The 22,217-nt window shown below is 35.5% G+C and carries 20 protein-coding genes; 12 read left to right on the top strand and 8 right to left on the bottom strand.

Translation table 11 applies throughout. The features are described from left to right. Positions 1-144 precede the first annotated feature (144 nt). Complete coding sequence (locus tag RTL21_RS11535) at positions 145-924, bottom strand: nitroreductase family protein (RefSeq protein WP_312096037.1); 780 nt, start codon at positions 922-924, stop codon at positions 145-147. A gap of 176 nt (positions 925-1,100) precedes the next feature. On the opposite strand from RTL21_RS11535, the gene RTL21_RS11530 reads away from it, so the two are divergent. The 6 genes from RTL21_RS11530 to RTL21_RS11505 all read left to right on the top strand — a co-directional run bounded on the left by RTL21_RS11530 (position 1,101) and on the right by RTL21_RS11505 (position 6,353). Further along, on the top strand, positions 1,101-1,601 hold the full coding sequence (locus tag RTL21_RS11530; RefSeq protein ID WP_312096036.1) for a GNAT family N-acetyltransferase: 501 nt from the start codon (positions 1,101-1,103) through the stop codon (positions 1,599-1,601). A 110-nt stretch (positions 1,602-1,711) separates the two neighbouring features. Then, a complete protein-coding gene (locus tag RTL21_RS11525) occupies positions 1,712-1,915 on the top strand; it encodes a zinc ribbon domain-containing protein (protein ID WP_312096035.1) in 204 nt (67 codons plus the stop codon). A 163-nt stretch (positions 1,916-2,078) separates the two neighbouring features. Then, a complete protein-coding gene (locus tag RTL21_RS11520; RefSeq protein ID WP_312096034.1) occupies positions 2,079-2,501 on the top strand; it encodes a ribosomal maturation YjgA family protein in 423 nt (140 codons plus the stop codon). 51 nt (positions 2,502-2,552) lie between these two features. Continuing rightward, a complete protein-coding gene (locus RTL21_RS11515) occupies positions 2,553-4,493 on the top strand; it encodes a GTP-binding protein (protein WP_312096033.1) in 1,941 nt (646 codons plus the stop codon). 19 nt (positions 4,494-4,512) lie between these two features. Next, entirely contained in the window at positions 4,513-4,965 is a 453-nt protein-coding gene (locus RTL21_RS11510; protein ID WP_312096032.1) for a GNAT family N-acetyltransferase, read from the top strand. Between the two features lie 218 nt (positions 4,966-5,183). Beyond that, the gene (locus tag RTL21_RS11505) at positions 5,184-6,353 is read left to right on the top strand and encodes a 3D domain-containing protein (protein WP_312096031.1); all 1,170 of its coding nucleotides are present in this window, start codon (positions 5,184-5,186) and stop codon (positions 6,351-6,353) included. Between the two features lie 379 nt (positions 6,354-6,732). Here the strand turns inward: RTL21_RS11505 and RTL21_RS11500 are convergent, their stop codons facing one another. The 3 genes from RTL21_RS11500 to RTL21_RS11490 all read right to left on the bottom strand — a co-directional run bounded on the left by RTL21_RS11500 (position 6,733) and on the right by RTL21_RS11490 (position 9,861). Continuing rightward, complete coding sequence (locus tag RTL21_RS11500; RefSeq protein WP_312096030.1) at positions 6,733-8,031, bottom strand: ABC transporter substrate-binding protein; 1,299 nt, start codon at positions 8,029-8,031, stop codon at positions 6,733-6,735. A 94-nt stretch (positions 8,032-8,125) separates the two neighbouring features. Further along, positions 8,126-8,953 (bottom strand): carbohydrate ABC transporter permease, encoded by an 828-nt coding sequence (locus RTL21_RS11495; protein ID WP_312096029.1) that lies wholly within the window; start codon positions 8,951-8,953, stop codon positions 8,126-8,128. Next, positions 8,953-9,861, bottom strand: a complete 909-nt coding sequence (locus RTL21_RS11490; RefSeq protein ID WP_396954441.1) for a carbohydrate ABC transporter permease — start codon at positions 9,859-9,861, stop codon at positions 8,953-8,955. The genes RTL21_RS11495 and RTL21_RS11490 overlap by 1 nt, the downstream gene beginning before the upstream one ends. 290 nt (positions 9,862-10,151) lie before the next feature. Between RTL21_RS11490 and RTL21_RS11485 the strand changes: the two genes are divergently transcribed. The 5 genes from RTL21_RS11485 (at position 10,152) to RTL21_RS11465 (ending at position 17,099) form a co-directional block, all read left to right on the top strand. Then, positions 10,152-11,957: a sensor histidine kinase gene (locus tag RTL21_RS11485; RefSeq protein ID WP_312096027.1), complete on the top strand. Its 1,806-nt coding sequence runs from the start codon at positions 10,152-10,154 to the stop codon at positions 11,955-11,957. Then, positions 11,938-13,524, top strand: a complete 1,587-nt coding sequence (locus RTL21_RS11480) for a response regulator (protein WP_312096026.1) — start codon at positions 11,938-11,940, stop codon at positions 13,522-13,524. The genes RTL21_RS11485 and RTL21_RS11480 overlap by 20 nt, the downstream gene beginning before the upstream one ends. Before the next feature lie 53 nt (positions 13,525-13,577). Continuing rightward, the gene (locus tag RTL21_RS11475) at positions 13,578-14,177 is read left to right on the top strand and encodes a methyltransferase (RefSeq protein WP_312096025.1); all 600 of its coding nucleotides are present in this window, start codon (positions 13,578-13,580) and stop codon (positions 14,175-14,177) included. Positions 14,178-14,338: 161 nt separating this feature from the next. Then, a complete protein-coding gene (locus RTL21_RS11470) occupies positions 14,339-16,420 on the top strand; it encodes a bifunctional diguanylate cyclase/phosphodiesterase (RefSeq protein WP_312096024.1) in 2,082 nt (693 codons plus the stop codon). 448 nt (positions 16,421-16,868) lie between these two features. After that, entirely contained in the window at positions 16,869-17,099 is a 231-nt protein-coding gene (locus tag RTL21_RS11465) for an excisionase family DNA-binding protein (protein ID WP_312096023.1), read from the top strand. A gap of 77 nt (positions 17,100-17,176) precedes the next feature. Here the strand turns inward: RTL21_RS11465 and RTL21_RS11460 are convergent, their stop codons facing one another. Beyond that, positions 17,177-17,488 (bottom strand): winged helix-turn-helix transcriptional regulator, encoded by a 312-nt coding sequence (locus tag RTL21_RS11460; RefSeq protein ID WP_312096022.1) that lies wholly within the window; start codon positions 17,486-17,488, stop codon positions 17,177-17,179. 147 nt (positions 17,489-17,635) lie between these two features. On the opposite strand from RTL21_RS11460, the gene RTL21_RS11455 reads away from it, so the two are divergent. Then, a complete protein-coding gene (locus RTL21_RS11455; protein WP_312096021.1) occupies positions 17,636-18,490 on the top strand; it encodes a VOC family protein in 855 nt (284 codons plus the stop codon). A gap of 650 nt (positions 18,491-19,140) precedes the next feature. On the opposite strand, the gene RTL21_RS11450 is transcribed toward RTL21_RS11455, so the two are convergent. From RTL21_RS11450 to RTL21_RS11440, 3 genes are all read right to left on the bottom strand, one after another. Further along, positions 19,141-19,803 (bottom strand): DUF4352 domain-containing protein, encoded by a 663-nt coding sequence (locus tag RTL21_RS11450; protein ID WP_312096020.1) that lies wholly within the window; start codon positions 19,801-19,803, stop codon positions 19,141-19,143. A gap of 59 nt (positions 19,804-19,862) precedes the next feature. Further along, positions 19,863-21,221 (bottom strand): alkaline phosphatase, encoded by a 1,359-nt coding sequence (locus RTL21_RS11445; RefSeq protein ID WP_312096080.1) that lies wholly within the window; start codon positions 21,219-21,221, stop codon positions 19,863-19,865. A gap of 173 nt (positions 21,222-21,394) precedes the next feature. Beyond that, on the bottom strand, positions 21,395-22,108 hold the full coding sequence (locus tag RTL21_RS11440) for an aspartate/glutamate racemase family protein (protein ID WP_312096019.1): 714 nt from the start codon (positions 22,106-22,108) through the stop codon (positions 21,395-21,397). Between the last annotated feature and the right edge of the window lie 109 nt (positions 22,109-22,217).

Here is a 22,217-nt window from a genome sequence, read left to right as displayed (position 1 = left end):
AAGTTTCAAACTGGAGAAGGGAAACTTAGTAATTCTGCTTTGGATAATTCATATGGAAAGTCGAATCTCAAAAACCCCCACTATAACGAAGATAAGTGGAGGAGCATTTCTTCGTATTGAGATTATAATTATTAAATTATATTATTATCCGTTATTCATAAAATTTTGTTTTTCCAAGTAATGCAGTACCGTCTGTGAAAATTCGTGATGCGATTCTTTTGTATACTTTGCTATGGTGTAGATTTGGGCTAGGTTTTTTAATCCTAATTGTTCTGTCATTTCTTTTAGTCGAGGGACGTCCATATAGCGATTCCAGCCTTTTTCATCCCGTTCTTTATAGATTTCAAGGATTTCTTGGTCGGAATAATCTTGATAGGTATCATAGTGAACAAGTCCATGCTTTGGCAGTCGATCACGTGGGGCTGGATTTTCAGCTGGATAACCTAAAGAATAGCCTACAACAGGTACAACATTCTCTGGTAAATTTAGTAGTTTGCCTATTTGATCACAATTCGCAAGAGTGGAGCCCATATAACAAATACCTAGTCCTGCATTTTCTGCTGCTAACGCACAATTTTGTGATACTAATGTTGCATCAATGGCCCCTATCATAAAACTCATATAATTATCAAAATGTACAGGCGCATCATTCAACTCAAGCCATTTTCTCATTCGATTGAAATCAGCACAAAATGTAAGGAGGACAGGGGCATCCACAACCATGGATTGGTCCATATGCGCACTGTATAATTGATTTTTAAGCTCCTTATCCTTCGTAACAATAATCGAGTAAGATTGCATATTCCCACTGGATGAAGCACGAATTCCTGCTTCTAATATTTGATCCAATAGTTCTTGGCTTACTTCCTTATCCTCATATTTTCGTATCGATCTATGCCCGTGTATAACATCATTTAATTCCAAACTATCTCACTCCTATTTCTTTATACTATATCTTTCAATTTTTCCTAATGGAAATCCTTTTGAAATGTAAAAAAATTAGTTTTAGGCTATACGTTCGATGAAAAATAAAGATAAAATCTAATTAATGGATCGTTGAAAGAGGAAAAGAAAATTTATGAGAAGAAGGGGAACGAGTCATGGTACAAATTTCTATTGAAAAACCAAGTATCCAACACGCAGAAGCGATTCAAAGAATTTGTTCAACTGGTTGGCGACAAACGGTAGAAGGCAAGCTTAGTGAAGAATGTCAGAAGCAAACGGTTGAATTTTGGTACAATCATGAGCGGATTGAAAAAGATTTGGAAAATGAGAGTTATTCCTATATTGCATTACTTGATTCTGAGGTAGTTGGCGTTATCGGTGGAGGAATGACGGGTGGGAATGTCTCTGAGGTTTTCGTTCTCTATATGGATGAGAAATATCGCTATCAAGGAATGGGAAGGCTCCTTCTAGAAGCATTGACGAAAGACCAAGTAGCATTAGGTGCAACAAAGCAATGGGTATCTGTACAAGAAGGGAATCACAGAGGGATTCCGTTTTATGAAGCAAGAGGGTTTATTTTTCAGGGGAAAAAGATAACAGTGACAGAAACGGGGGAAGAGCAGGTATCTTTACGATATGTTAGAGCTATTTCTTGATTGATCGTTTAGTAATTAAGAAGGAAATGAAACTTAATTGATTTTAATACGTAAAAATATAGATAGATGCACAAATTAAGGTTATCGCTAAGAAAAAGGAGTGTTTTATTATGGAGAGTAAAGGCTGTGTCAAATGCGGTGGGACTGAGGTAGGAACGAAAGATGTAGCTATGTCAGGAACAGGCTTATCGAAGTTAATGGATATTCAGCATAATACGTTCACCGTTGTTTTCTGCAAGAAATGTGGATATTCAGAATTTTATAATAAGCAAACATCAAAAGCGTCTAATATTTTAGATTTATTTTTGGGATAATAAGCTTAAATCGGAACCTAATAATGATGTTCAGAGACCATTCTTTTGATCGGTCTCTTTATTTTTGTCAAGAAAAAACCGGATATGAAAAGATAGCAAGCTTAAAGGGAACTAATTATAATAAAGCTATATACTTTAAATCTAACCATAGTGAGTGACAAACATGAAACAGCTAAATGAAAAGTTCAAAGGCAATGAGCGATTTCATTACATCGTTACTGTTTTGCTGATGATAGTATTAGGTCTTTCATCTAGAAAATACGGTGATTTTATTCCTGCTTTGATTGCAAATCATGCAGGAGACGTGATTTGGGCTATGATGGTATATTTCGGCTTTCGTGTTCTCTTCATAAGAAAAAGAGTCCTATTTGCAGGGATATGCAGTCTCTTATTTAGCTTCGGAATCGAATTTAGTCAATTATATCAAGCAAACTGGATAAATGAGCTTCGACATACGACAATAGGTGCGTTGATATTAGGAAAGGGATTTATTCCAGTTGATTTAGTCCGCTATGTATCGGGAATTTCCCTTGCCTATTTTTTAGATAAATTAGTGCTACATCGTAAACCAAAGCAAAAAGGATAGCCCCTACATAATTCACCACCTTATTTCGACAGAATGGGAGTAGTATGCAAAATGAATAAAACGATTGGAATATTAGCACATGTCGATGCAGGAAAGACGACTTTTTCAGAACAGCTTTTGTATCACACTAATAGCATAAAAAAACGTGGGCGTGTAGATCATCAAAGTGCCTTTTTAGATAGTCATATGATTGAAAAACAGCGAGGCATCACTGTTTTTGCAGATCAAGGCATAATTGAATACGGAAATGCAACGTATTATTTAATTGATACTCCTGGGCATGTTGATTTTTCTCCGGAAATGGAAAGAGCGATTCAAGTAATGGATTTTGCCATAGTCATTATTAGTGCGGTGGAGGGAATAGAAGGGCATACGGAAACTGTTTGGAGTTTATTGAAAAAACATCAGATTCCAACGTTTTTCTTTATCAATAAAATCGATCGGACTGGAGCGGATGCAGAACGTGTTTTGGAAGAAATACGTTCACAGTTTACGACAGATGTTTGTGATATTTCCTCATTTAATGGTAGTGATATGTCAGAGGAGCTGATCGAATTTATTGCCGAACGTGAGGAAGAGCTCCTTGATTTCTATATGGAAAAGGGTTATCAATCAACGTTTTGGATCGAAAAAATGCAAGAAATGATTACTTCCACCAGTCTATATCCTTGTGCCTATGGATCTGCCTTACAGGATATTGGTGTAAAAGAATTTTTCGACTGCTTTGATCGATTAACAACAACAAAGTACAATAAGGATAAACCCTTCGCGGGAAGGGTTTATAAAATTCGCTATGATGAGGCTGGTACGAGAATTACCTTTATAAAAGCAAAGAGCGGTACATTGCATGTGAGAGAGGAGCTTTCGTATGGGAATGGCGAGGCTGAGAAAATCACACAAATACGTAAATATAATGGAAATCAATTTCAGCAAGTAAACAAGGGCAATGCTGGAGAGCTTTTTGCTGTAACAGGTCTTACGAAAGCAGTTGTGGGAGATGGAGTTGGCAAGCTTCTTGAGAAAGCCGAGTATGAATTGGTGCCGACACTTCGTTCAAAAGTAGTGTTTGAACCAGGTATTAATAAAAAGGAGGCACTTAAGTTTTTCCGAATATTAGAAGCTGAGGATCCGTCTTTACACGTGACATGGGAGGAAAGGCTACAAGACATCCACTTACATGTAATGGGAAAAATACAGTTAGAGGTTCTACAGGAGATTGTATTTGAAAGGTTTGCTTTACAGGTTCAATTTGAACGACCGGAGATTTTGTATAAAGAAACGATTGAAACAGATACTATTGGTTACGGACACTTTGAACCATTACGTCATTATGCGGAAGTGCATCTCCAATTAGAGCCTGGCAATAGAAATCAGGGGATTGTATTTGAGAATGCGTGTCATACGGATGATTTACCCGTTGCTATTCAAAATCTCATTCGCCAGCATCTATTTGAAAGAAACCATCATGGGATTTTAACAGGCTCTCCTTTAACGGATGTAAGAATTACCCTTCTGACTGGAGGAGCCCATAATAAACATACACATGGCGGCGATTTTCGAGAAGCGACCTATCGAGCATTGCGCCAAGGGTTAGAGAAAGTGTGTAACCGCTTATTAGAGCCGTATTATTCTTTCAAAATAAAGGTAGATATAGACCAAATGGGCAGGGTTTTGTCTGATATCCAAACGGCACACGGACAATTTGAGACACCTGAAACAATAGAGGACAAAGCAATTCTTACAGGAAAAGTTCCTGTTGCTACATTTCTGGAATATAGTACGACCCTTGCATCCTTCACACAAGGAAAAGGGCAGCTTTCCTTAACATTTGCAGGTTACTATCCTTGTCATAATGAACAAGAAGCAATCGACAGACTAGGCTATGATAAAAATGCTGACCCAGAATATACATCCTCCTCTATTTTTTGCGCAAAGGGTGCAGGATATACGGTTCCTTGGGAGAAAGCAGAAGCAATGATGCATTGTTTATAGAAGGGAGGATGGAAGGCTGATGGAAGTTCGCAAGTTAACAGAAGAGGAGAGTCCTCCCATCGAGTTATTATTAACAGCAGATCCATCTGAGAATCTAGTAAAAGAATATCTTAAAAAGGGTTTCTGCTATATTGCTGAAGAAAAAGACCAAGTTATCGGTGTTTATGTATTGCTACCAACAAAAGAGGAATCAATCGAATTGGTCAATCTAGCAGTCGCTGAAATCTATCAGGGAAAAGGCTTAGGGAAAAAGTTAGTGATGCATGCGGTGGAGGAAGCGAGAAAGCTTGGATATAAAGAGATGGACGTAGGCACTGGCAACAGTAGCATTGGTCAGCTTGCACTCTATCAAAAATGTGGTTTTCGAATTACTCATATTGAGAAAGATTTTTTTCTAAAAAACTATAAAGAAGAAATCTATGAAAATGAAATTCAGTGTGTGGATATGATAAGGCTCTCACAGGATATATAATCCATTTTAGAAAACGATAAATATTAGTAATTAACAGATATATTACAAAGGTTACAACCAAGAATTTACCCGTTGAGTCCTACAGAATCCTAGGAAATCATCTATATTTGTCTCTATGTCTGTAAACTAATTTTAAAGGAAATGACTTATTATTTTAATAGAATCGTAATTTAGAAACCTCTTTCATGTGTTATAACAATAGAGAAAGGGGTTTTTAGATGAGTTCCTTAAAAAAACTAATGGCCATTTCGTTAAGTAGTGTCATCTTTTTGACATCAACGATGATGGTACAAGCAGAAACGAGTCAAGAAACACTTAACGATGCGAAAAATCAATTGAACGAAAATGAGCAATTGATTAACGAAAAAGAAGCAGAAAAGCAAAAAACTTTAAGTGAGTTGGAAGCTGTTCAAGAAGACTTAAAAGCCGTTGAAACAGTGATGCAGCAGAATAAAGAGAAAATAGCAAATCTGCAGGCAAAAATTGAAGAAACACAACAACAGATAGAGAAAAAGAAAGAAGAGATTGTTGTTCTAGAGGATAAAGTACTAGCACGTAAAGACGTTATGAAAGAGCGCCTAGTTTCCTTGCAGAATACAGATCAAACGAATGTCGTTTTAGAAGTTCTGTTAAATGCAAAGGACTTTGCTGACTTTGTTAGTAGAGCAACAGCTATTTCAATTATTTTCGATGGTGATAAAAATATATTAGATCAGCAGGAAGCAGATCTGAAGAAAATTGAAGAAGAGAAACTAGCAATTGATCAGCAAGAAGAAGAATTAACAGCGCAATATGATCAACTAGCAGATTCTCAAAATGAACTGCAACAAAATCTTGCTAAAAGACAAGAAGCAGTTTCAGCTGTGCAGAAAAAGTTTGCGGCTGTTTCGAAAGAAGTGGAACTAGCTGAAAGCCAAAAAAATGCCGTGCTTGCACAAATAAGTGCAGCAGAATCTGCGATAAAGAATGAACAAAAAGAAGCAAAGAAGAGTAGTACAGAGAAGATAACTACATCAAATAAAGTGGCAAGTGTATCAAGTAAACCGTCTACAAGTAAAGCATCTTCTAGCAAAAAAACTTCTAGTAAGTCTTCTAGCAATAAAGATGTTATCTATGTAACGGCAACTGCCTATAGTCATCAAGATACAAAATCTGATTTTACAGCTCTTGGATATAATATAAAAAAGAATAAGAATATGAAGTTAATTGCAGTCGATCCAGCAGTCATCCCATTAGGTTCAAAGGTTTGGGTAGAAGGATATGGAGAAGCTATTGCCGGAGATACTGGCGGGGCCATTAAAGGGCATAAAATCGATGTCTTAGTGTCATCAACTAGCAAAGCAAAGGCTTGGGGACGCAAGACAGTGAAAATAAAAATATTGGACTAATTTAATAGATACTTTCATCCTGTAAACCAGACTCTCTATTGTGAAGAGTCTTTTTTTTGTTCTTAGGCAAAAAAGTATAAGTTACATGAACTAGCTCCGGACATCTAGTTGCGTAAGTAAACATTGAATGATATTACTCTTCTTGTTTCCTTTATTTCACGGTGCCTTAGTAGGGGCTTTTAACTGGCCAAAAAAAGAGGAGGGCCATTTACGATGGCACTCCTTACATCTATCAATTTCAAGGGGGGACTTGAAAAAGCTATTAATGACTATAGATTTATCATAACCAAATAATATGAATAATATATGACGAAATTATCAATAAATTTTAAAAAAATTGTTAAGATTAGGTAGAGAATGCATAATTAGTTTGCATTGCCTATTTTTTAAGCTTTGCCCAAGTTTCATCTAATGCTTTCATTGTATCCTCACGTGATTTTTGTTTTCCGACATATGCCTGTAGGCTAGCTCCGAACTCTTGACCAGCACCATCAGGATATTTCATAAATTGCCAAGTATAGGTTTTTCCTTCCTGTGAATACTTTTGAATTTCAGCTCCTAATGGACCAATGTCATCTGCGGTTGCTTGGATTGTTTCAAATGCAGGAACATACTTGAAATCTTTTACAATTGATTCTTTTGCAAAATCGGAAGTTACCATCCAGTTTAAGAAATCTAAGGCTGCTTCTTTGTCTTTTTCAGGAGCATCTTTATGAACGACCCAGTTTGTAGGAACATCAACCATTAGTTTATCTGATTTTGCTTCATCATCACTTAATGGCATTGGAATAAAGCCTACTTCCAAGTTAGGAGTAATTTTATCTATCATTGGCTGAATCCAGTTACCTTGTTGAATCATTGCTGCTTCGCCAGTTGCAAACAAAGTTACTTGCGTATTATAGTCTGTTGTTAACGGGTTCTTATTACCATAATCAATCGTTAAATCTAGTAAATCAAAGTATTTATCAAAGTGTTCATTGCCTTCAATTTTTGTAGAGCCATCATTTAATCCTTTGATAAATGCGTCTGCATCATCTTGATATGCAAATGGCACATTCAGTCCATGATTAGCTAATACCCACCATTCTCCATAGCCAATGGAAAAAGGAGTAATGCCAGCAGCTTTTAGTTTTTCTGCTGCAGCTTCTAATTCAGAAAATGTAGTTGGTAGTTCGGTAATTCCTGCTTTTTTAAATAACTCTTTATTGTAGGCAAAGCCGTAGCCTTCTAAATTCACAGGCTGTCCATAGATTTTGCCATCAACTGTCATAGGAACTAACGCACTTTCATAAGCATCTCCTACCCATGGCTGGTCCGATAAATCTTCTAATTTATCTAGCCAAGTCAAGGCCTCTTGATACCCACCGTTTCCAAAAATATCAGGAGCAGTATTAGACGCGAATTTCGCTTTTAAGGCTGCTGTTCCATCTGCACCTCCACCGACTGTTTCAATATTAAATGTTACATCTGGATGTTCTTTTGTATATTGGTCTGTTAGTGCCTTTAATTGATCCGCTATTTCTACTTTTCCGTTAAATAAATCTACAACAACTTTATCATCTTTACTAGATTGGTTATTACTTGAGGCCCCCTCATTCGAACAAGCACTTGCGAAAAGAAGTGAAGCTGTTAAGACACCAGTTAATAAGGAATACTTTTTCATTTTTTTAAACTTCATGTGATTTCCTCCTGTTTATAGAAAATATCGTATTTATATGGAAGAGGCAGTTTTATAATAAGAAAATTATTTATGAAGACAACCTCTTTGCTCCTTATTTAATAGATCCGCTAGTAATCCCTTGGATAATATGTTTTTGCATGGAAAAGAAGAAGATTAATAACGGAATGATTCCTATCATAAGTGCGGCTAATGCAAGATCCCATTGTTTTGTATATTGACCAAAGAAAAAGAAGGTTGCAAGTGGAATCGTCCGCAATTCTGGATTTTGTAATACGAGTGACGGTAATAAATAGTCATTCCATATCCATAGGCTATTTAGGATAATGATTGTTACTGTAATTGGCTTTAATAAGGGAAAAACAATTCTCCAAAATACTCCGAAACGAGAGCAGCCATCTATAATAGCCGCTTCTTCTAATTCCACTGGGATTCCTTTTATAAAACCATGGTATAGAAAGATTGTCATCCCAGATCCAAAGCCTAAATACATGAAGACTAGACCCCCAATACTGTTAAGTAAGTTTAAACTGGAGGCAGTTTTAATTAGTGGAATCATGATGGATTGGAACGGAATAATCATTGCGGCAACAAAGGCCATAAAGATTATATTGCTTATTTTCTTTTTTGTTCGGACAAGCATATAAGCGGCCATCGAACAGAATACTACTAGTACAAGATTGCTTGCGATGGTTACAAGGAGAGAGTTGCTAAATACTTTTAGAAAATCTAACTTTTCGAATGCATTAAGATAATTTTCGAAATGAAGGGAACTTGGTAAAGCGGATGTATTGGTTAATATTTCGGCAAATGATTTTAGTGAATTAGAAATAACATAATAAAATGGAATTAAAAAGAGCAAACCTAGTATTATACCGAACAATTCTATTAAAAACGTTTTGCTAGTGTATTTATTCTCCATCAAGATTCCACCTCTTTTTTCTTTGTAATCATGACCTGTATAATGGAGATTGTTGCCACGACAATAAAGAAGATAAGTGCTTTCGCTTCCCCGATTCCGTAGCGATTATTTACAAATGCCTCTGTATAAATATTAAGCGCTAACATTTCTGTTGATTTAAATGGCCCTCCATTTGTCAAGGAAAGGTTTGCATCAAATATTTTAAATGAAGAGGCAGTTGTTAAGAATAAACAGATCGTAACCGCTGGAGCTACGAGCGGGATTTTAATGTTTCGTAGGACTTGAAAACGGTTTGCTCCGTCAATTTTAGCTGCTTCGATTAGTTCTTTCGGAATATTTTGTAATGCTGCAATATAAATGAGCATAATATATCCTGCACCTTGCCAAACACTGACAATCACTATTCCCCAAAAGGCGGTATTTTTATCTCCTAGCCAAGCTAGCTCAAATAGTGGAATGCCAGTTAACTCACCAATAGAGGCAAACCCTCTAATAAATATAAATTGCCAGATAAAACCGAGCAACAGGCCACCAAGTAGATTAGGCATAAAAAACACCGTACGTAATAGATTACTAGATTTTAATTTTTGAGTTACAAGTAAGGCTAGACCAAAGCCAATTGTGTTGGTCAAAATAATCGCCACTATGGTATATAGTGCTGTGAGCTTGAATGACTGAAGAAACTGTTTGTCTTCTGTAAATATATACTGGAAGTTTTCCAAGCCTACCCATTTAATTTCTCCTGTAATTCCATTCCAATCAGTAAATGAATAATAGATGCCAGAAAAAAATGGAACGAGAACCACAATTGTAAACGCAATAAAGACTGGACCTACAAACAGGGAAAATAACCCCACTTCCTTCCAGTTTTTCTTTCTTTTTGTAGAGAGTGAATGTTTTCTACTCACATTTGACTGTTGAACAAGGGGGGGAATTATTTTTTCTACATTATTTTGATTATTCACTTTCTGCACCTCCTATATTTATAATATAATGAGTTTATTAATTTAGGTAACCGTTTACATTGACGAGGAAGGTGTAATATATTGACCAATCCTTTTGTATTATTTTTATGGATACTATTTTGAGAGGAGGGGAGAGAGATTTTTAGAATAACAACCTTTCGTTCTATAGATTGGAATTAAAGTTATTTGAAATTTCTCGACCATAAATGAAATGGGGTATACGGAAAAAACTGATGACTTTTTTACTTCTTGCTACTATTCTTCCTTTTGGAACCGGTATAATTCTTACTTATTCACAGACGATCAATAACATTAACAAGGAGTCCTTTACTTATAACACAGAGTTGATGGAGAAAGGGAAGGAAGAGCTAACTACTTACTTGGAGGATATTGCATTAATGTCCACTGTTTTATATCGTTATACTCCTTTTATGAATGTGTTGACTCAAGGGATTGAGGAGAATAACAAAGAGAATATGGAGGAGGTCCGTCGAGTTTTAGCTTATGTATATAATTCTCGTTCTGAAATAGAACAAATGCATCTATATATTAATAAAGGGAGTGACTCTTTTACAAACTATCATTCTCGAATAAGTGGGAGAGGCAAAAATCAAAATATCTATTTTCATCCTTATTACCGAAAATTAGAGCAGGGTGAAACAAATTATTCATTAATAGAACCACCACATATGATTTACAGTTACAATGGCTTATCGATTATTCCTAACTCTGAGAAGTCAACAGTACTTTCTTTTCACAATAAAATTAGAAATGTACCATCTAACGACATCCTAGGGTTTATGTCTATTGATATAAATCTTTCTAAAATAGATGGGATAGTGAATAGATTATATAAGGATAGTGAAAACCTTTCCATTGTAAATGAGAATGGAACGATTATTTACTCTTCTAATAATGCTTTAATAGGCAAGACAAGTAAGGATGAATGGATTCATGCAATACAGAATAATCCTCACAAAAATAACATGGAATGGGACAGTAAGGACTTTTCAGGGGTAATTTTTTATGAAAAAATTGCTGTTCAGGATAACAGCTGGTATATGATAAAAAGCATTCCCTACTCTAGTCTATACAAAAGTGCAAAGGAAACAGCCTATATGAATACGATCATTGCCTTATTAGCTTTAATCGTTGTTTTAATTATAACCATGGTTATTTCCTTTAAAATTACAGCCCCAATCAAGGTTTTAATCGAAAATATGAAAAAGGTGGAGCAAGGCATTTTTGAGGCGGATTTTGAAATTAGAGGTAATGATGAGATTAGTATGCTTGGGAGACGTTTTAAATCGATGGTATTACAAATCAATCGATTAATAGACCAAGAATATAAATTACAATTGGAAAATAAATCAGCACAGTTGAAAGTATTACAATCGCAGGTAAATCCTCACTTTTTATACAATAGCTTTCAGTCTATTGGCACACTTGCTCTAAAGATGAAGGCAGTTCCTGTCTATTCCCTATTGACTTCCTTATCGGATATGATGCGATACAGCATGAATATGAGAGAAGAAATGGTCCTATTTTCTAAAGAAATAAAACACACTAAATCTTATCTTAATCTCCAGAAACAAAGATTTGAGGAAGAGTTGAACATAACGATGAATATTGCACCAGATACGGAAGAAGTTTACGTTCCAAAAATGATTCTCCAACCAATCATCGAAAACTGCTTTAAACATGGGTTTAGCGAGAAGATAGGGGATGCAACAATATCTATCAGTTCATATATGAAGGAGAATCAATTAATTTTTATTGTTCAGGATAATGGAAGAAGTGTAAATAAAGAAAAATTGGAGTTAATTCGCAAAGGACTATATCGAAGAGAAACAATGAAGGAGGGAACAGAACAAGAATCAATTGGTTTAAAGAATATTTACGATCGTTTGCAGCTTTACTATGGGGAAAAAGCCACCTTAGTAATGGAAAGTGTGGAGAATAAGGAGTTTACGGTAATGGTTCGGATTCCAGTATCTTTACAAGAGGGAGTGGAAGGATATGAGGGCACTAATCGTTGATGATGAAAGACATGTAAGAGAAGGAATTAAGCTTCTTGCTGACTGGGAAGGAAATGAGATTACGGAAATTTACGAAGCAAGTAATGGAGAAGATGCAATTCAAATCATTCAATCATTCAATCCTGAAATTATATTTTCTGACATGAAAATGCCTAAAGTCGATGGCACTCAGCTGTTAAAATGGATGGATGAGCATTATTCCGAAGGGAAGACGATTGTTGTTACTGGTTATGATGATTATCATTATATGAGAAAAGCGATGCATTATGGTAGCTCAGACTATTTGTTGAAACCAATTGATCCGGAAATGCTCAATGATACATTAATAAGAGTCGTGAAAGAGTGGAAGCAGGAGGAAAAGGAAAGGAAAAATAAACGGAGTAAAAACCAGCTTATTAATAAAATGAAGCCGGCATATCGAGATCAAAAGTTAACACAAATTATTAACAATGATCCAGTAGTCAAAAGTGTGTGGGAAGAATTTCATTTAGCGAAAGCACAAACATATACAATTGGACTTCTACAAGTAAGCAATGTAGCTATTGAGCAATTTAACGGGGATAAAGATCTTACCTTTTTTACTCTATTAAATATAATAAATGAGCAGCTTAGCAAGAATAGTAATGGAATTGCCTTTCATTATATAACAAGGAAAGGAGAAATTGTCCTTCTTTTAAAAAAGAATAAAGCAGAATCAGTTTTCATAATCAATGAAATACATACTAACATTCAAAACATATTAGGATTAACTTGTACGATTGCAATTGGTAGAGAAGTAGACTCGGTGACACAACTGAATCTTTCTTATCAACATGCTAAGTCTATTATAATGAATAGAAATGTTTTGAGAAATCGCCAAGAAAGGATTGTTATGGAAAATGAAGAGAAAGAGATTAAAAGCTTAATGGCTTATGCTAGTTCCATTAAAATTGCCATTCAAACAGGTGAATTGCATGCTTTTCAGTCACTTATTGGACAAATTCAAACAGATTTAATTAATAACCAGCATTTAACCTTCAGGCAGCTTTTTCATTTGGAAAATGAATATCAGATGATAAGTGCTAGATGGCACAAGGAGTTTAACCTTCCATATAGCCTATCTACAGATTTAGAGGAGCAAATTTATCCATTTATTAATAAAGAGGATGAATTTCAATTAGAAGCATATAAAGACAGGAAGAAAAGAGAAATTGCGTTGTTTCTTAAACGAGTCAAAAGACAGAATACTAGAAAGTCCCAAAATATTATCCACGAAATTGAAAAGTATGTAAAAGCAAATTTTCATAGGGAGATTAAACTTCAGGAAATTTCGGAGCATTTCTACATAAGCAGAGAATATATATCGAGAAAATTCAAACAGGAATACCATATAAATATTTCCGAGTATCTAATATCTATACGAATTAAAAAAGCGCAAGAATTATTGAAAAGTAGTAATCTAAAAGTGTACGATATTGCAAATATGATTGGTTACCAAGATGACAAATATTTTCGCAAAGTATTTAAAAAAATAGTAGGCGTTTCCCCAAACGAATATCGTGAGATGAAAATAGATAAGATAAACTGAAAAATTTATTCTTACATCTTGTTCTAGGAGATGCTTAGGAATGATGAAAAAAGGTGTTTACATTGAATTACGACAAATTACTACATATCGAAACCGAAGAAAAACAAGTAGGTTTTAATAAATCGTACCACTATCATCGGTATGAACCAACTCCATATAATCATCTAGAACAGTTATTAGACAAATTCCCACTTCGAGAAACCGATCATGTAGTCGATTTTGGATGTGGGAAAGGTCGCTTGAACTTTTTCATTCATTATTTATTTCAATCTACTGTAACCGGAATTGAAATGAATGAAGAATTTTATCAGGATGCTCTTGTTAATTTGCAAAAATACACGAAACGTAGGAAGAAATCAAAAGAAAAGATAAGCTTTTATCTAGGGACAGCAGAAGATTACTCGATTCGAAAAGAAGAAAACTATTTTTACTTTTTTAATCCTTTTTCCATTCAAATCTTTCGAAGGATTATCAGCAATATCATGTATTCGCTGGAAGAGGGAAATCGTGAAGTACGGATAATCCTATATTTTCCTTCCGATGAATACCGATTTTATATGGAGAATCACCCCTCTTTCTCTATAGTAGGAGAAGTACAAGTAGGGAAAAATAAGGATAAGGACAAGTTTATTATTTATAAGTCAGTTTACTAACTATGATTAGTATGGGAAATAATACCTCAAATCAAAATATTGTATAAAGGTGACTTATCCTATATATTCAATTGTATAGGTAAAAAGACTTAGTGAAGTCTTTTTTAAAATTGTAAAATACGTAAATGGGAATAGAACCTGATAAAAAAGAGATATCCCTCATGCGTATTTATAGAGGGGAAATTACTATTTTTACATTGCCAAGCGTTGATCAAGTAACTTATATACAGGTTGAGTATTCCATTCCTATTATTGTTTTATCGGTCTTTATTGCGTGTTTAGCTTCCTATACGTCACTTTCTATGAATGAGCGTATTGTTTATCATAGTTTTTTTCACCGGTATATTTGGTTAGGTTTAGCTTCTATTACAATGGGATTCGGAATTTGGTCCATGCATTTTATTGGAATGAGTGCAGCTATGCTTCCGATTGAAATGAGTTTCAATATACCATTAACGATTCTTTCTATAGTGCCAGCTATATTAGCTACATTCTTAGCTTTCAGTATATCGAGTAAGGCAAAAAAATCTAGTAAATCGATTGGTTTTGCTGGAATATTTATGGGGATTGGCATAAGTTGCATGCACTATATTGGAATGAAAGCAATGATTTCAGAGGCTGATTATGCCTACCATTTTGGTTATTTTATTTTATCTGTCCTCATTGCTATTCTAGCGTCCTTTTTTTCGCTGTTTATTTTTTTGAGGCTACAGCAATATATGAATAACTTTATTGTTAAAATTGTTACCTCCCTTTTAATGGGTGTAACGATATCGAGTATGCATTATACAGGCATGTATGCCGTCCGGTATTATGTAGATTCGGAAATGGAGCTTATTCATGTGCACGCACATCATGTTAGTATCAAAGCAATTATTCTTGGTGTAACCATTGGTATCTTTATTATTTTATTAATTTCTATTTTGTCTAGCCTGCTAGATCGCTATGTAGACTACCGCTTAAACTATTTTGATGCATTAACGAAGCTTCCAAACCGAAGACAGTTCGAAAAGCTGATTGAATCATCTGCTTCTATTAGTGGTCTGGCAATTCTTCATATTCATGATTTAAATAAATGGAATGGTAAGTACGGTTATTACTTTGGTGATAAGATTATTTGTTATATTGAAGAATTATGTACAAAGTTAATGCCACTCAATATAGAATTGTTCCGATTAGAAGGGAATCGATTTGCATTCTTAAGTATGACTCCTGATGATTTAGAAAAATTAATCATAGAATTGAATCATTTAACTACTATTTTATCTAGTCCGGTGACGATTGATGATCGAATCATCAAAGTAGAGACAGCAATCGCACTATCTATTAATGAGATAAGAAGGTCTCCCAAGCAGTTATATAAAAATGCTATTGCTGTTTTAACCCATTATTCCATTCGCTTTGAAAATGAAATCATAACGTACGATCAAGAAAAACATAAACAGACATTTGCTAATCATCTTGTGAGTGAGATAGAGGATGCGCTTTTAGAAAAACAATTATACTTAGTCTATCAGCCGAAAGTATTTTTGAAGTCAAGGAAAGTAGCAGGATTAGAGGCATTATTAAGATGGAATCATCCTTTATATGGAGAGCTTTCACCAGGAGTTTTTATTCCTATTTTAGAGGCATCTGATAAAATGTGTGATGTCGCAGATTGGGTCATTGAAGAGGTGTGCAAGCAAATTGCCATATGGAAACAGCAAGATAGAAATATGCCTGTAGCTATTAATATTCCTGGTTCCTATGTGACCTCTCCAAGACTAATGACAAGCTTAACAACCAATGTTGAGAAATACGAGTTAAGCCCTCATTTAATAGAATTAGAAATAACAGAAACAAGTGCTGTTGATAATATTGAAGGAGCTATTCAATCCGTTCAGGCTTTCAGAAATGTAGGATTTACAGTAGCACTCGATGATTTCGGAACAGGGGTTTCCTCTTTATCTTATTTAAAAAGAATCCCAGTTAACACATTGAAAATTGATAAATCCTTCATTGATGGGGTTCCTGAATCGCAAAAAGATGGAGAAATTATTAAAGCTATTATGGCCCTCGGAAGCTCCTTGCATTTGAGCATTGTGATAGAAGGGGTGGAAAGAGAAGAACAAATTGAATATTTATCTTCTATCAATGAATTGCCGATTATCCAAGGATATTATTATGCAAAACCGATGAATATCTTCGCTTTGGAGGAGTGGCTTTTCCATTTTCAAAAGGGGAAACCAGCTATCTATCATTAGAGGAATTAAGATCATCCCGATCAACTTAAAAAGAAAGGATGATCTTTCTTTTTATAAAAATGTCTGTATAAAATTGTTGGGAGTTTGTAGAAAGAGTTCATTCTACTTAGGAAGGAACGCTATTCTGCGTATAGTTTGATATCCTTTGAGAATACTCCTGTATTTTCAGTGTCACAGGAATTTTTCTCTAATTTGATAGATGTAGAACGTAGAGCATTTGACTTTCTAGTTTTAGAGAAGAAAGACTGATAAAATATGAAAGAGAAACAACAAAAGATCATTACTAAAAATAAGCTGTTTAGAACGAAACTCATTTATGCATCCTCCTTTGATTGTGCCGATATCTTAACTATACAGATTGATAATGAAGGCAATATAAAGAAAGAGTTAATTTTAAATGGAGTCCGTGTAAAGAAAAATAGCAATTGGATAAAAAAGAGGTGTATCGATGTATTTATCAGTGAAGGAAACCGCAGAGTTACTTTCGATTTCAGAAATAAAGGTGGAAAATCTTATTTTACAAAACCAAATCAGGGCAATTTATGATGGGAAGGATTATCTTATTAATAAAGAGCAATTTAATACGCATTTTAAGCAAGTAGAAAAATACAAAAAGTTTGTAGAAGAAGTATGGAGCGAACCGATTCCTGAAGATTTGGATATTAAAGATGAGGATTAAAACGTTCTAAATAGTAAATAGGATATCATTGCAGTAAGCACGGGAAGATACTGCAGCGATATCCTTATATAATGATATTACACTTCTAGCCAAGAGTGGGACCAATGTTCAATTTCTTTCATAATTGGTTCTAATGAACGCCCTTTTTCTGTTAAAGAGTATTCAATTCTAACAGGAGTTTCAGGGTAAACCTCTCTTACTACAATTCCAGCTTGCTCTAAATCCTTTAATCTCTCCGATAAAAGTCTTCCGCTTATTCCAATGGAGGATTCGATAGAACAGAAGCGTTGAGGACCGTTTAATAGCTGATAAATAATTAAACCAGTCCAGCGTTGGCTTAAAATACTCATTGCTTTTTCAAACCGAGGACAAATCGTCGATTGGTTCATTTTACATCCCCCCTTCCAATTATTATACAATAATTATTATTTTAAGTAAAAATATTGTGAAACGTAATAAGATTACTTTACAATGGTTAATTATTAAAATAAAATTACTTACATAAAGTAAGTGGAAGTGGTTAGGAGGAGAGAGAATTGACATTTCATGCTGATCCAAATATTTATACGAAAAGTGTTACATTAAAAGTATCTGATTTAGAAAAGTCCCTTTTATTTTATAAGGAAGTGATTGGCTTTTCTATCGCAAGTCAGGAGAAGAAAAAAGCAGCTTTATGTGCAGGAGCAGGTGAGGCATTCCTATTTATAGAGGAATTAGATCAAGTCGAACCAAAAAAGATGCGAACTACAGGGCTTTATCATTTTGCGATACTAGTTCCATCAAGAGAGCAGTTAGGGATGATATTAAATCATATATTAGAAACGGGATATCCTTTACAGGGAGCTTCGGATCATGATGTCAGCGAAGCGATCTATTTAGCTGATCCAGATGGAAACGGAATTGAAATCTATCGCGATCGAAAATCAACAGATTGGGTATGGGATGGAGACTTTGTTAGAATGGATACCGCCTATATGGACACCAAAGGAGTTCTCGCAGCTTCTAGTAATCGTCCATGGAACGGTCTATCTGAAGGAACAATTCTTGGACATATCCACTTACATGTTGCAGAGTTAAAAGAGACCGTTGATTTTTATGTAAAGGGATTAGGTTTTGATGTTGTGCAAAAATATGGTTCACAGGCTTTTTTCCTTTCGACTGGACACTATCATCATCATATCGGCTTAAATGTCTGGAATGGAGTTGGTGCTCCTGTGCCAAATAAGAATCAGGTTGGATTAGCTTATTATGAATTGAACATACCTGGTAAAGAGAAATTAGAAGAAATAAAACAAAAACTTACTGAGCTAGGAGCAACGATTACAGAAGAAGCGGGAACATGCTATACAGCTGATCCTTCTGGAAATAGGATTCGTTTATCAAATAGCTAATTATATTCTAAAATAGAAGCATTGGTACTTCCCATAAGCAACAAGAGAGGATGGGACATAAGCATTCTAGCTAGGTGAAAGCCAAACAATTACACGAAATTTCGTATGATTGTTTGGCTTTTTAATTAGCTTTTAAAAAAGCTGTTTCAGTTGTTATCACCCGCAGCCTGAATACACTCCGCTTTCCGTGGGGCTCGCGCTAAAGCCGCGGTCTGCCTTTGGCCTGCAGGGTCTCAGGCTGTCTCGCTAATCCCACAGGAGTCTCCGTGTATTCAGGCTGCTCCATATTTCCTATTAATTTATTTTTTATTAAAAAAACAATATTTTTTTAGGAAATAGCCTTTAAAAACGGAGTGGAATGGAGCGGAAGACACTCGACTCCTGCGGGAAATAGAGGAAAGGCTGAGACCCCGCAGCGCAGCGAGGAGGCTCAGCTTCCTCCCCGCGGAAAGCGAGTGTCTGTAGCGTAATGGAACAAATTCGTTTTTACACTTGACTATATTTAAAACATAAATAATCAGTATAAAAAAGGAACCTTTATTTAATAGGTAAATTAGGGATTGTTCGTCTTTACAGATTGGCTATTAAGTTTTGTCCCAGCCCCTTGTTAATGCTTTGTCTTTCATTGATTTAAAAGCCTTAAGAAATATTTATTCAAAGATGAAATCAAGCGTTTTTGCTCCGGCCAATTGCTTTTCTTGCTGATTATAAACATCACTCGTGCTTAGTTGAATTTTGTCAATTGCAGCATTTTCCACAATAAAGCCTATATTGCCCTTTTTTCGTTCTCCAGCATTTAAAACTCCGTTAAGCTCTTCCAAGTAGATGTCATTCTCCCAAGTGATCATTTCATCAGCATTTGTTTGAATAAAGGCTACAGGAGAGAAATTTTTTTCTTTATCGGAAAGGTTTTCGATTTCCACAAAAAACTTGATAAAGGTGAATTGCTCCTCATGTGTATACGTATGATAAAAGTCAATTAAGCTGTATGCTGGTCTATAATCGATAAGCTTTGCATCTTTAACTGTCAGCTTAATGGAATCGATGGTTAAGCTCTTTGCTTGTCTATCAATAGCCTTTAAGGTTGCTTCTCCTTTTCTATCACGGTAGAAATCGCCGGCACTCACTAAAGAAGCATCATCAATCACTTGAGGGTTAGGAATATAGGCATCAGTCGACACTTTTCTGACATTTACGGCTTGTTTGTCTGTTTCTATCGTCTCCATGCTAATATTTTTTGTAATTGGCTCTTGATTGCTGCTGCATCCAGCCAGTAAAAGTAAGGCAAATAAATAGAGATAAGTTTGTTTCAAGGTTGTCCCTCCTAATCGGAAAAGCTTCCCTTCATCAGAAGAGGAAGGGAAGCTTTTTATTAATTATCTTGTATCTTCACTTTCGCATTCAATAAGCCGAAAATAATCTTCGCTTGGTCTGTATTGTCTTTCTGTCCTGCAAAAAGGTTGCTAGAAGGTCCATAGGCATAGAGAGGTACGTCTTCGCCAGTATGACCGCCAGTTGTCCATCCAGTATTGGTTCGTTTATTAAAGATATCTTCAATGGCATTGTCAATCGTTGTAAGGTTCTTTGTATCGGCAGCTTTTTGAACGGCTTCGATTTCCTCTTGCTTTAAAGATAGATTGATATAATCTTTTAAAGTAGATTCCACATCAGCGCCATTCACAATTAATTCAGCCATAAAGTCAGGTGTCCGTTTTGCAGCTTTAATTGGCTCGCCATACCAGTTGTAATCCCCATTAGCAGCAATGGAAAAGCCTCCTGTAGAGTGGTCTGCAGTAGCAACAACTAATGTGTTCTTATCCTTCTTCGCAAAGTCAATTGCTGCCTTGTATGCTTTTTCGAAATCTTCCATCTCACTCATTGCTCCAACGATGTCATTATCATGACCAGCCCAGTCGATTTGACTGCCTTCTACCATAAGGAAGAATCCTTTTTTATTTTTGTTTAAGCTTTCAATCGCCGTTTTGGTCATTTCCTCTAAAGAAGGAGTTTCTTTTTCCCTATCAATCATTTTCGGCATGCCTGCTTCGGCAAATAAGCCAAGAACCTGAGTATTTTTGTTTTTCAGTAATTCACTTCGATTTGATACATAATTATAGCCATCCTGCTTGAATTCCTTCGTTAAGTCTCTATCCTGACGAATGAAAAGATCTGTACCTCCGCCTAAGAGAACATCGATTTTATGCTTGCCGTTAATCAATTCATCAAAATAATCATCTGCAATGGCATTCATGTTTTTGCGGCTAACATCATGTGACCCGAAGGATGCTGGTGTCGCATGGGTAATTTCAGATGTTGCAACAAGACCAGTGGATTTTCCTTTTTCCTTTGCAGCTTCTAAGACCGTTTTCACTTCGGTCTCGTCATTATCTACTGCAATCGCATTATTGTATGTTTTAATCCCAGCTGACATAGCAGTTGCTGCAGAGGCAGAATCCGTCACATTTTGTGCAGGATCTTCTGGATACGTCATCTGCTGTCCTACTAAATAGGGATCGAAATATGTATTTTCCGCCACTTTTGTTTCTGGATTATCTTTTAAGTATCGATAAGCGGAGGTGTAAGAAACGCCCATCCCATCTCCAATAAGGAAGATTATGTTTTTCGGTTTCCCATTACTGCTTGTCCAGTTTTTTGCTTCAGCCTCTGTTCCTGTTAGTACTGTTGCTAATCCAGCAATAGATAAAGAGGATATTACAGCGATTGGGAGCATCTTTTTTTTCCATGATTTAAAGTTCAAGTTTTTTCCCTCCATTTTTTTGACTGCCTTTATTATCGTGGAAGGAAGTTAAGCTTGTTTTACAGTAGTTTAGAGAACATGTAAAAAAAACTAGGATAAAGGTATCCTAGTAATTTAGTAGCAGTCTGAATTTTTGTTCGTGTGAATTAGCTATTTTCGATAGCGAATTCTTTGCCAAGAGCATAGGAAACAGCAGCTTTCGCATGTAGGAAGGTTGTATCGAATAATGGAATAGCGCTATCTTCTTGTTTGATAAGTAAGGGAATCTCTGTACATCCTAATATTATACCTTCAGCACCGTTAGAAAGAAGTTTTTCTATAATACGCAAATATATTTCCTTCGATTCAGGAAGGATGATTCCTTTACATAATTCATCAAATATAATGCGATGCACGGCTTCTCTATCTTCTTTCTCAGGGACAATCGTTTCGATCCCTTGATGTAACAGAGCTTCTTTATAAAAAGAATGCTCCATTGTAAACATGGTTCCTAATAAGCCGACCTTTTTCAAACCGGCCTCTTTCGCTTCGTTTCCCGTAACCTCTGCAATATGAAGCAGGGGAATAGAGACGGATGCTTGTACTTCTTTTGCCATCTTATGCATTGTATTTGTGCAGATTAATAGTACATCTGCTCCACCAGCTTCCAATGTTTTTGCAGCATTTATCATTAATTCCGTTGCTTTTTCCCAATGTCCTGCTTTTTGAAGGGCCACAATTTCCTCAAAGTCAAAAGAATAAAGAAGGCATTTTGCGGAGTGTAGTCCGCACATTTGTTCTTTTACAAATGTATTAATATATCGATAATAATCTGCTGTTGATTCCCAGCTTAATCCACCTATTAGTCCAATTGTTTTCATTTATAAACTCCTTTTCGGCCATTTTTCCCCATGATAACATGGTATACTGGTATAGAATAGAGCCAGAAATTATATACTTTTATAGTACCAGTTAGCTTTTGTTTAGGAG

Origin of the sequence: Niallia sp., assembly GCF_031978665.1 — a bacterium.
In the GTDB taxonomy this organism is placed as follows: domain Bacteria; phylum Bacillota; class Bacilli; order Bacillales; family Cytobacillaceae; genus Niallia.
This window is presented reverse-complemented; position numbering and strand designations above follow the sequence as displayed.

Bases quoted from the DNA above. Each gene is read 5' to 3' on its own strand.
- RTL21_RS11515 (WP_312096033.1), top strand. From the start codon at position 2,553: ATGAATAAAACGATTGGAATATTAGCACATGTCGATGCAGGAAAGACG.
- RTL21_RS11470 (WP_312096024.1), top strand. From the start codon at position 14,339: ATGCGTATTTATAGAGGGGAAATTACTATTTTTACATTGCCAAGCGTT.
- RTL21_RS11505 (WP_312096031.1), top strand. From the start codon at position 5,184: ATGAGTTCCTTAAAAAAACTAATGGCCATTTCGTTAAGTAGTGTCATC.
- RTL21_RS11445 (WP_312096080.1), bottom strand. From the start codon at position 21,221: ATGCTCCCAATCGCTGTAATATCCTCTTTATCTATTGCTGGATTAGCA.
- RTL21_RS11440 (WP_312096019.1), bottom strand. From the start codon at position 22,108: ATGAAAACAATTGGACTAATAGGTGGATTAAGCTGGGAATCAACAGCA.
- RTL21_RS11520 (WP_312096034.1), top strand. From the start codon at position 2,079: ATGAAACAGCTAAATGAAAAGTTCAAAGGCAATGAGCGATTTCATTAC.
- RTL21_RS11465 (WP_312096023.1), top strand. From the start codon at position 16,869: ATGTATTTATCAGTGAAGGAAACCGCAGAGTTACTTTCGATTTCAGAA.
- RTL21_RS11500 (WP_312096030.1), bottom strand. From the start codon at position 8,031: ATGAAGTTTAAAAAAATGAAAAAGTATTCCTTATTAACTGGTGTCTTA.
- RTL21_RS11485 (WP_312096027.1), top strand. From the start codon at position 10,152: ATGACTTTTTTACTTCTTGCTACTATTCTTCCTTTTGGAACCGGTATA.
- RTL21_RS11460 (WP_312096022.1), bottom strand. From the start codon at position 17,488: ATGAACCAATCGACGATTTGTCCTCGGTTTGAAAAAGCAATGAGTATT.
- RTL21_RS11530 (WP_312096036.1), top strand. From the start codon at position 1,101: ATGGTACAAATTTCTATTGAAAAACCAAGTATCCAACACGCAGAAGCG.
- RTL21_RS11525 (WP_312096035.1), top strand. From the start codon at position 1,712: ATGGAGAGTAAAGGCTGTGTCAAATGCGGTGGGACTGAGGTAGGAACG.
- RTL21_RS11510 (WP_312096032.1), top strand. From the start codon at position 4,513: ATGGAAGTTCGCAAGTTAACAGAAGAGGAGAGTCCTCCCATCGAGTTA.
- RTL21_RS11480 (WP_312096026.1), top strand. From the start codon at position 11,938: ATGAGGGCACTAATCGTTGATGATGAAAGACATGTAAGAGAAGGAATT.
- RTL21_RS11495 (WP_312096029.1), bottom strand. From the start codon at position 8,953: ATGGAGAATAAATACACTAGCAAAACGTTTTTAATAGAATTGTTCGGT.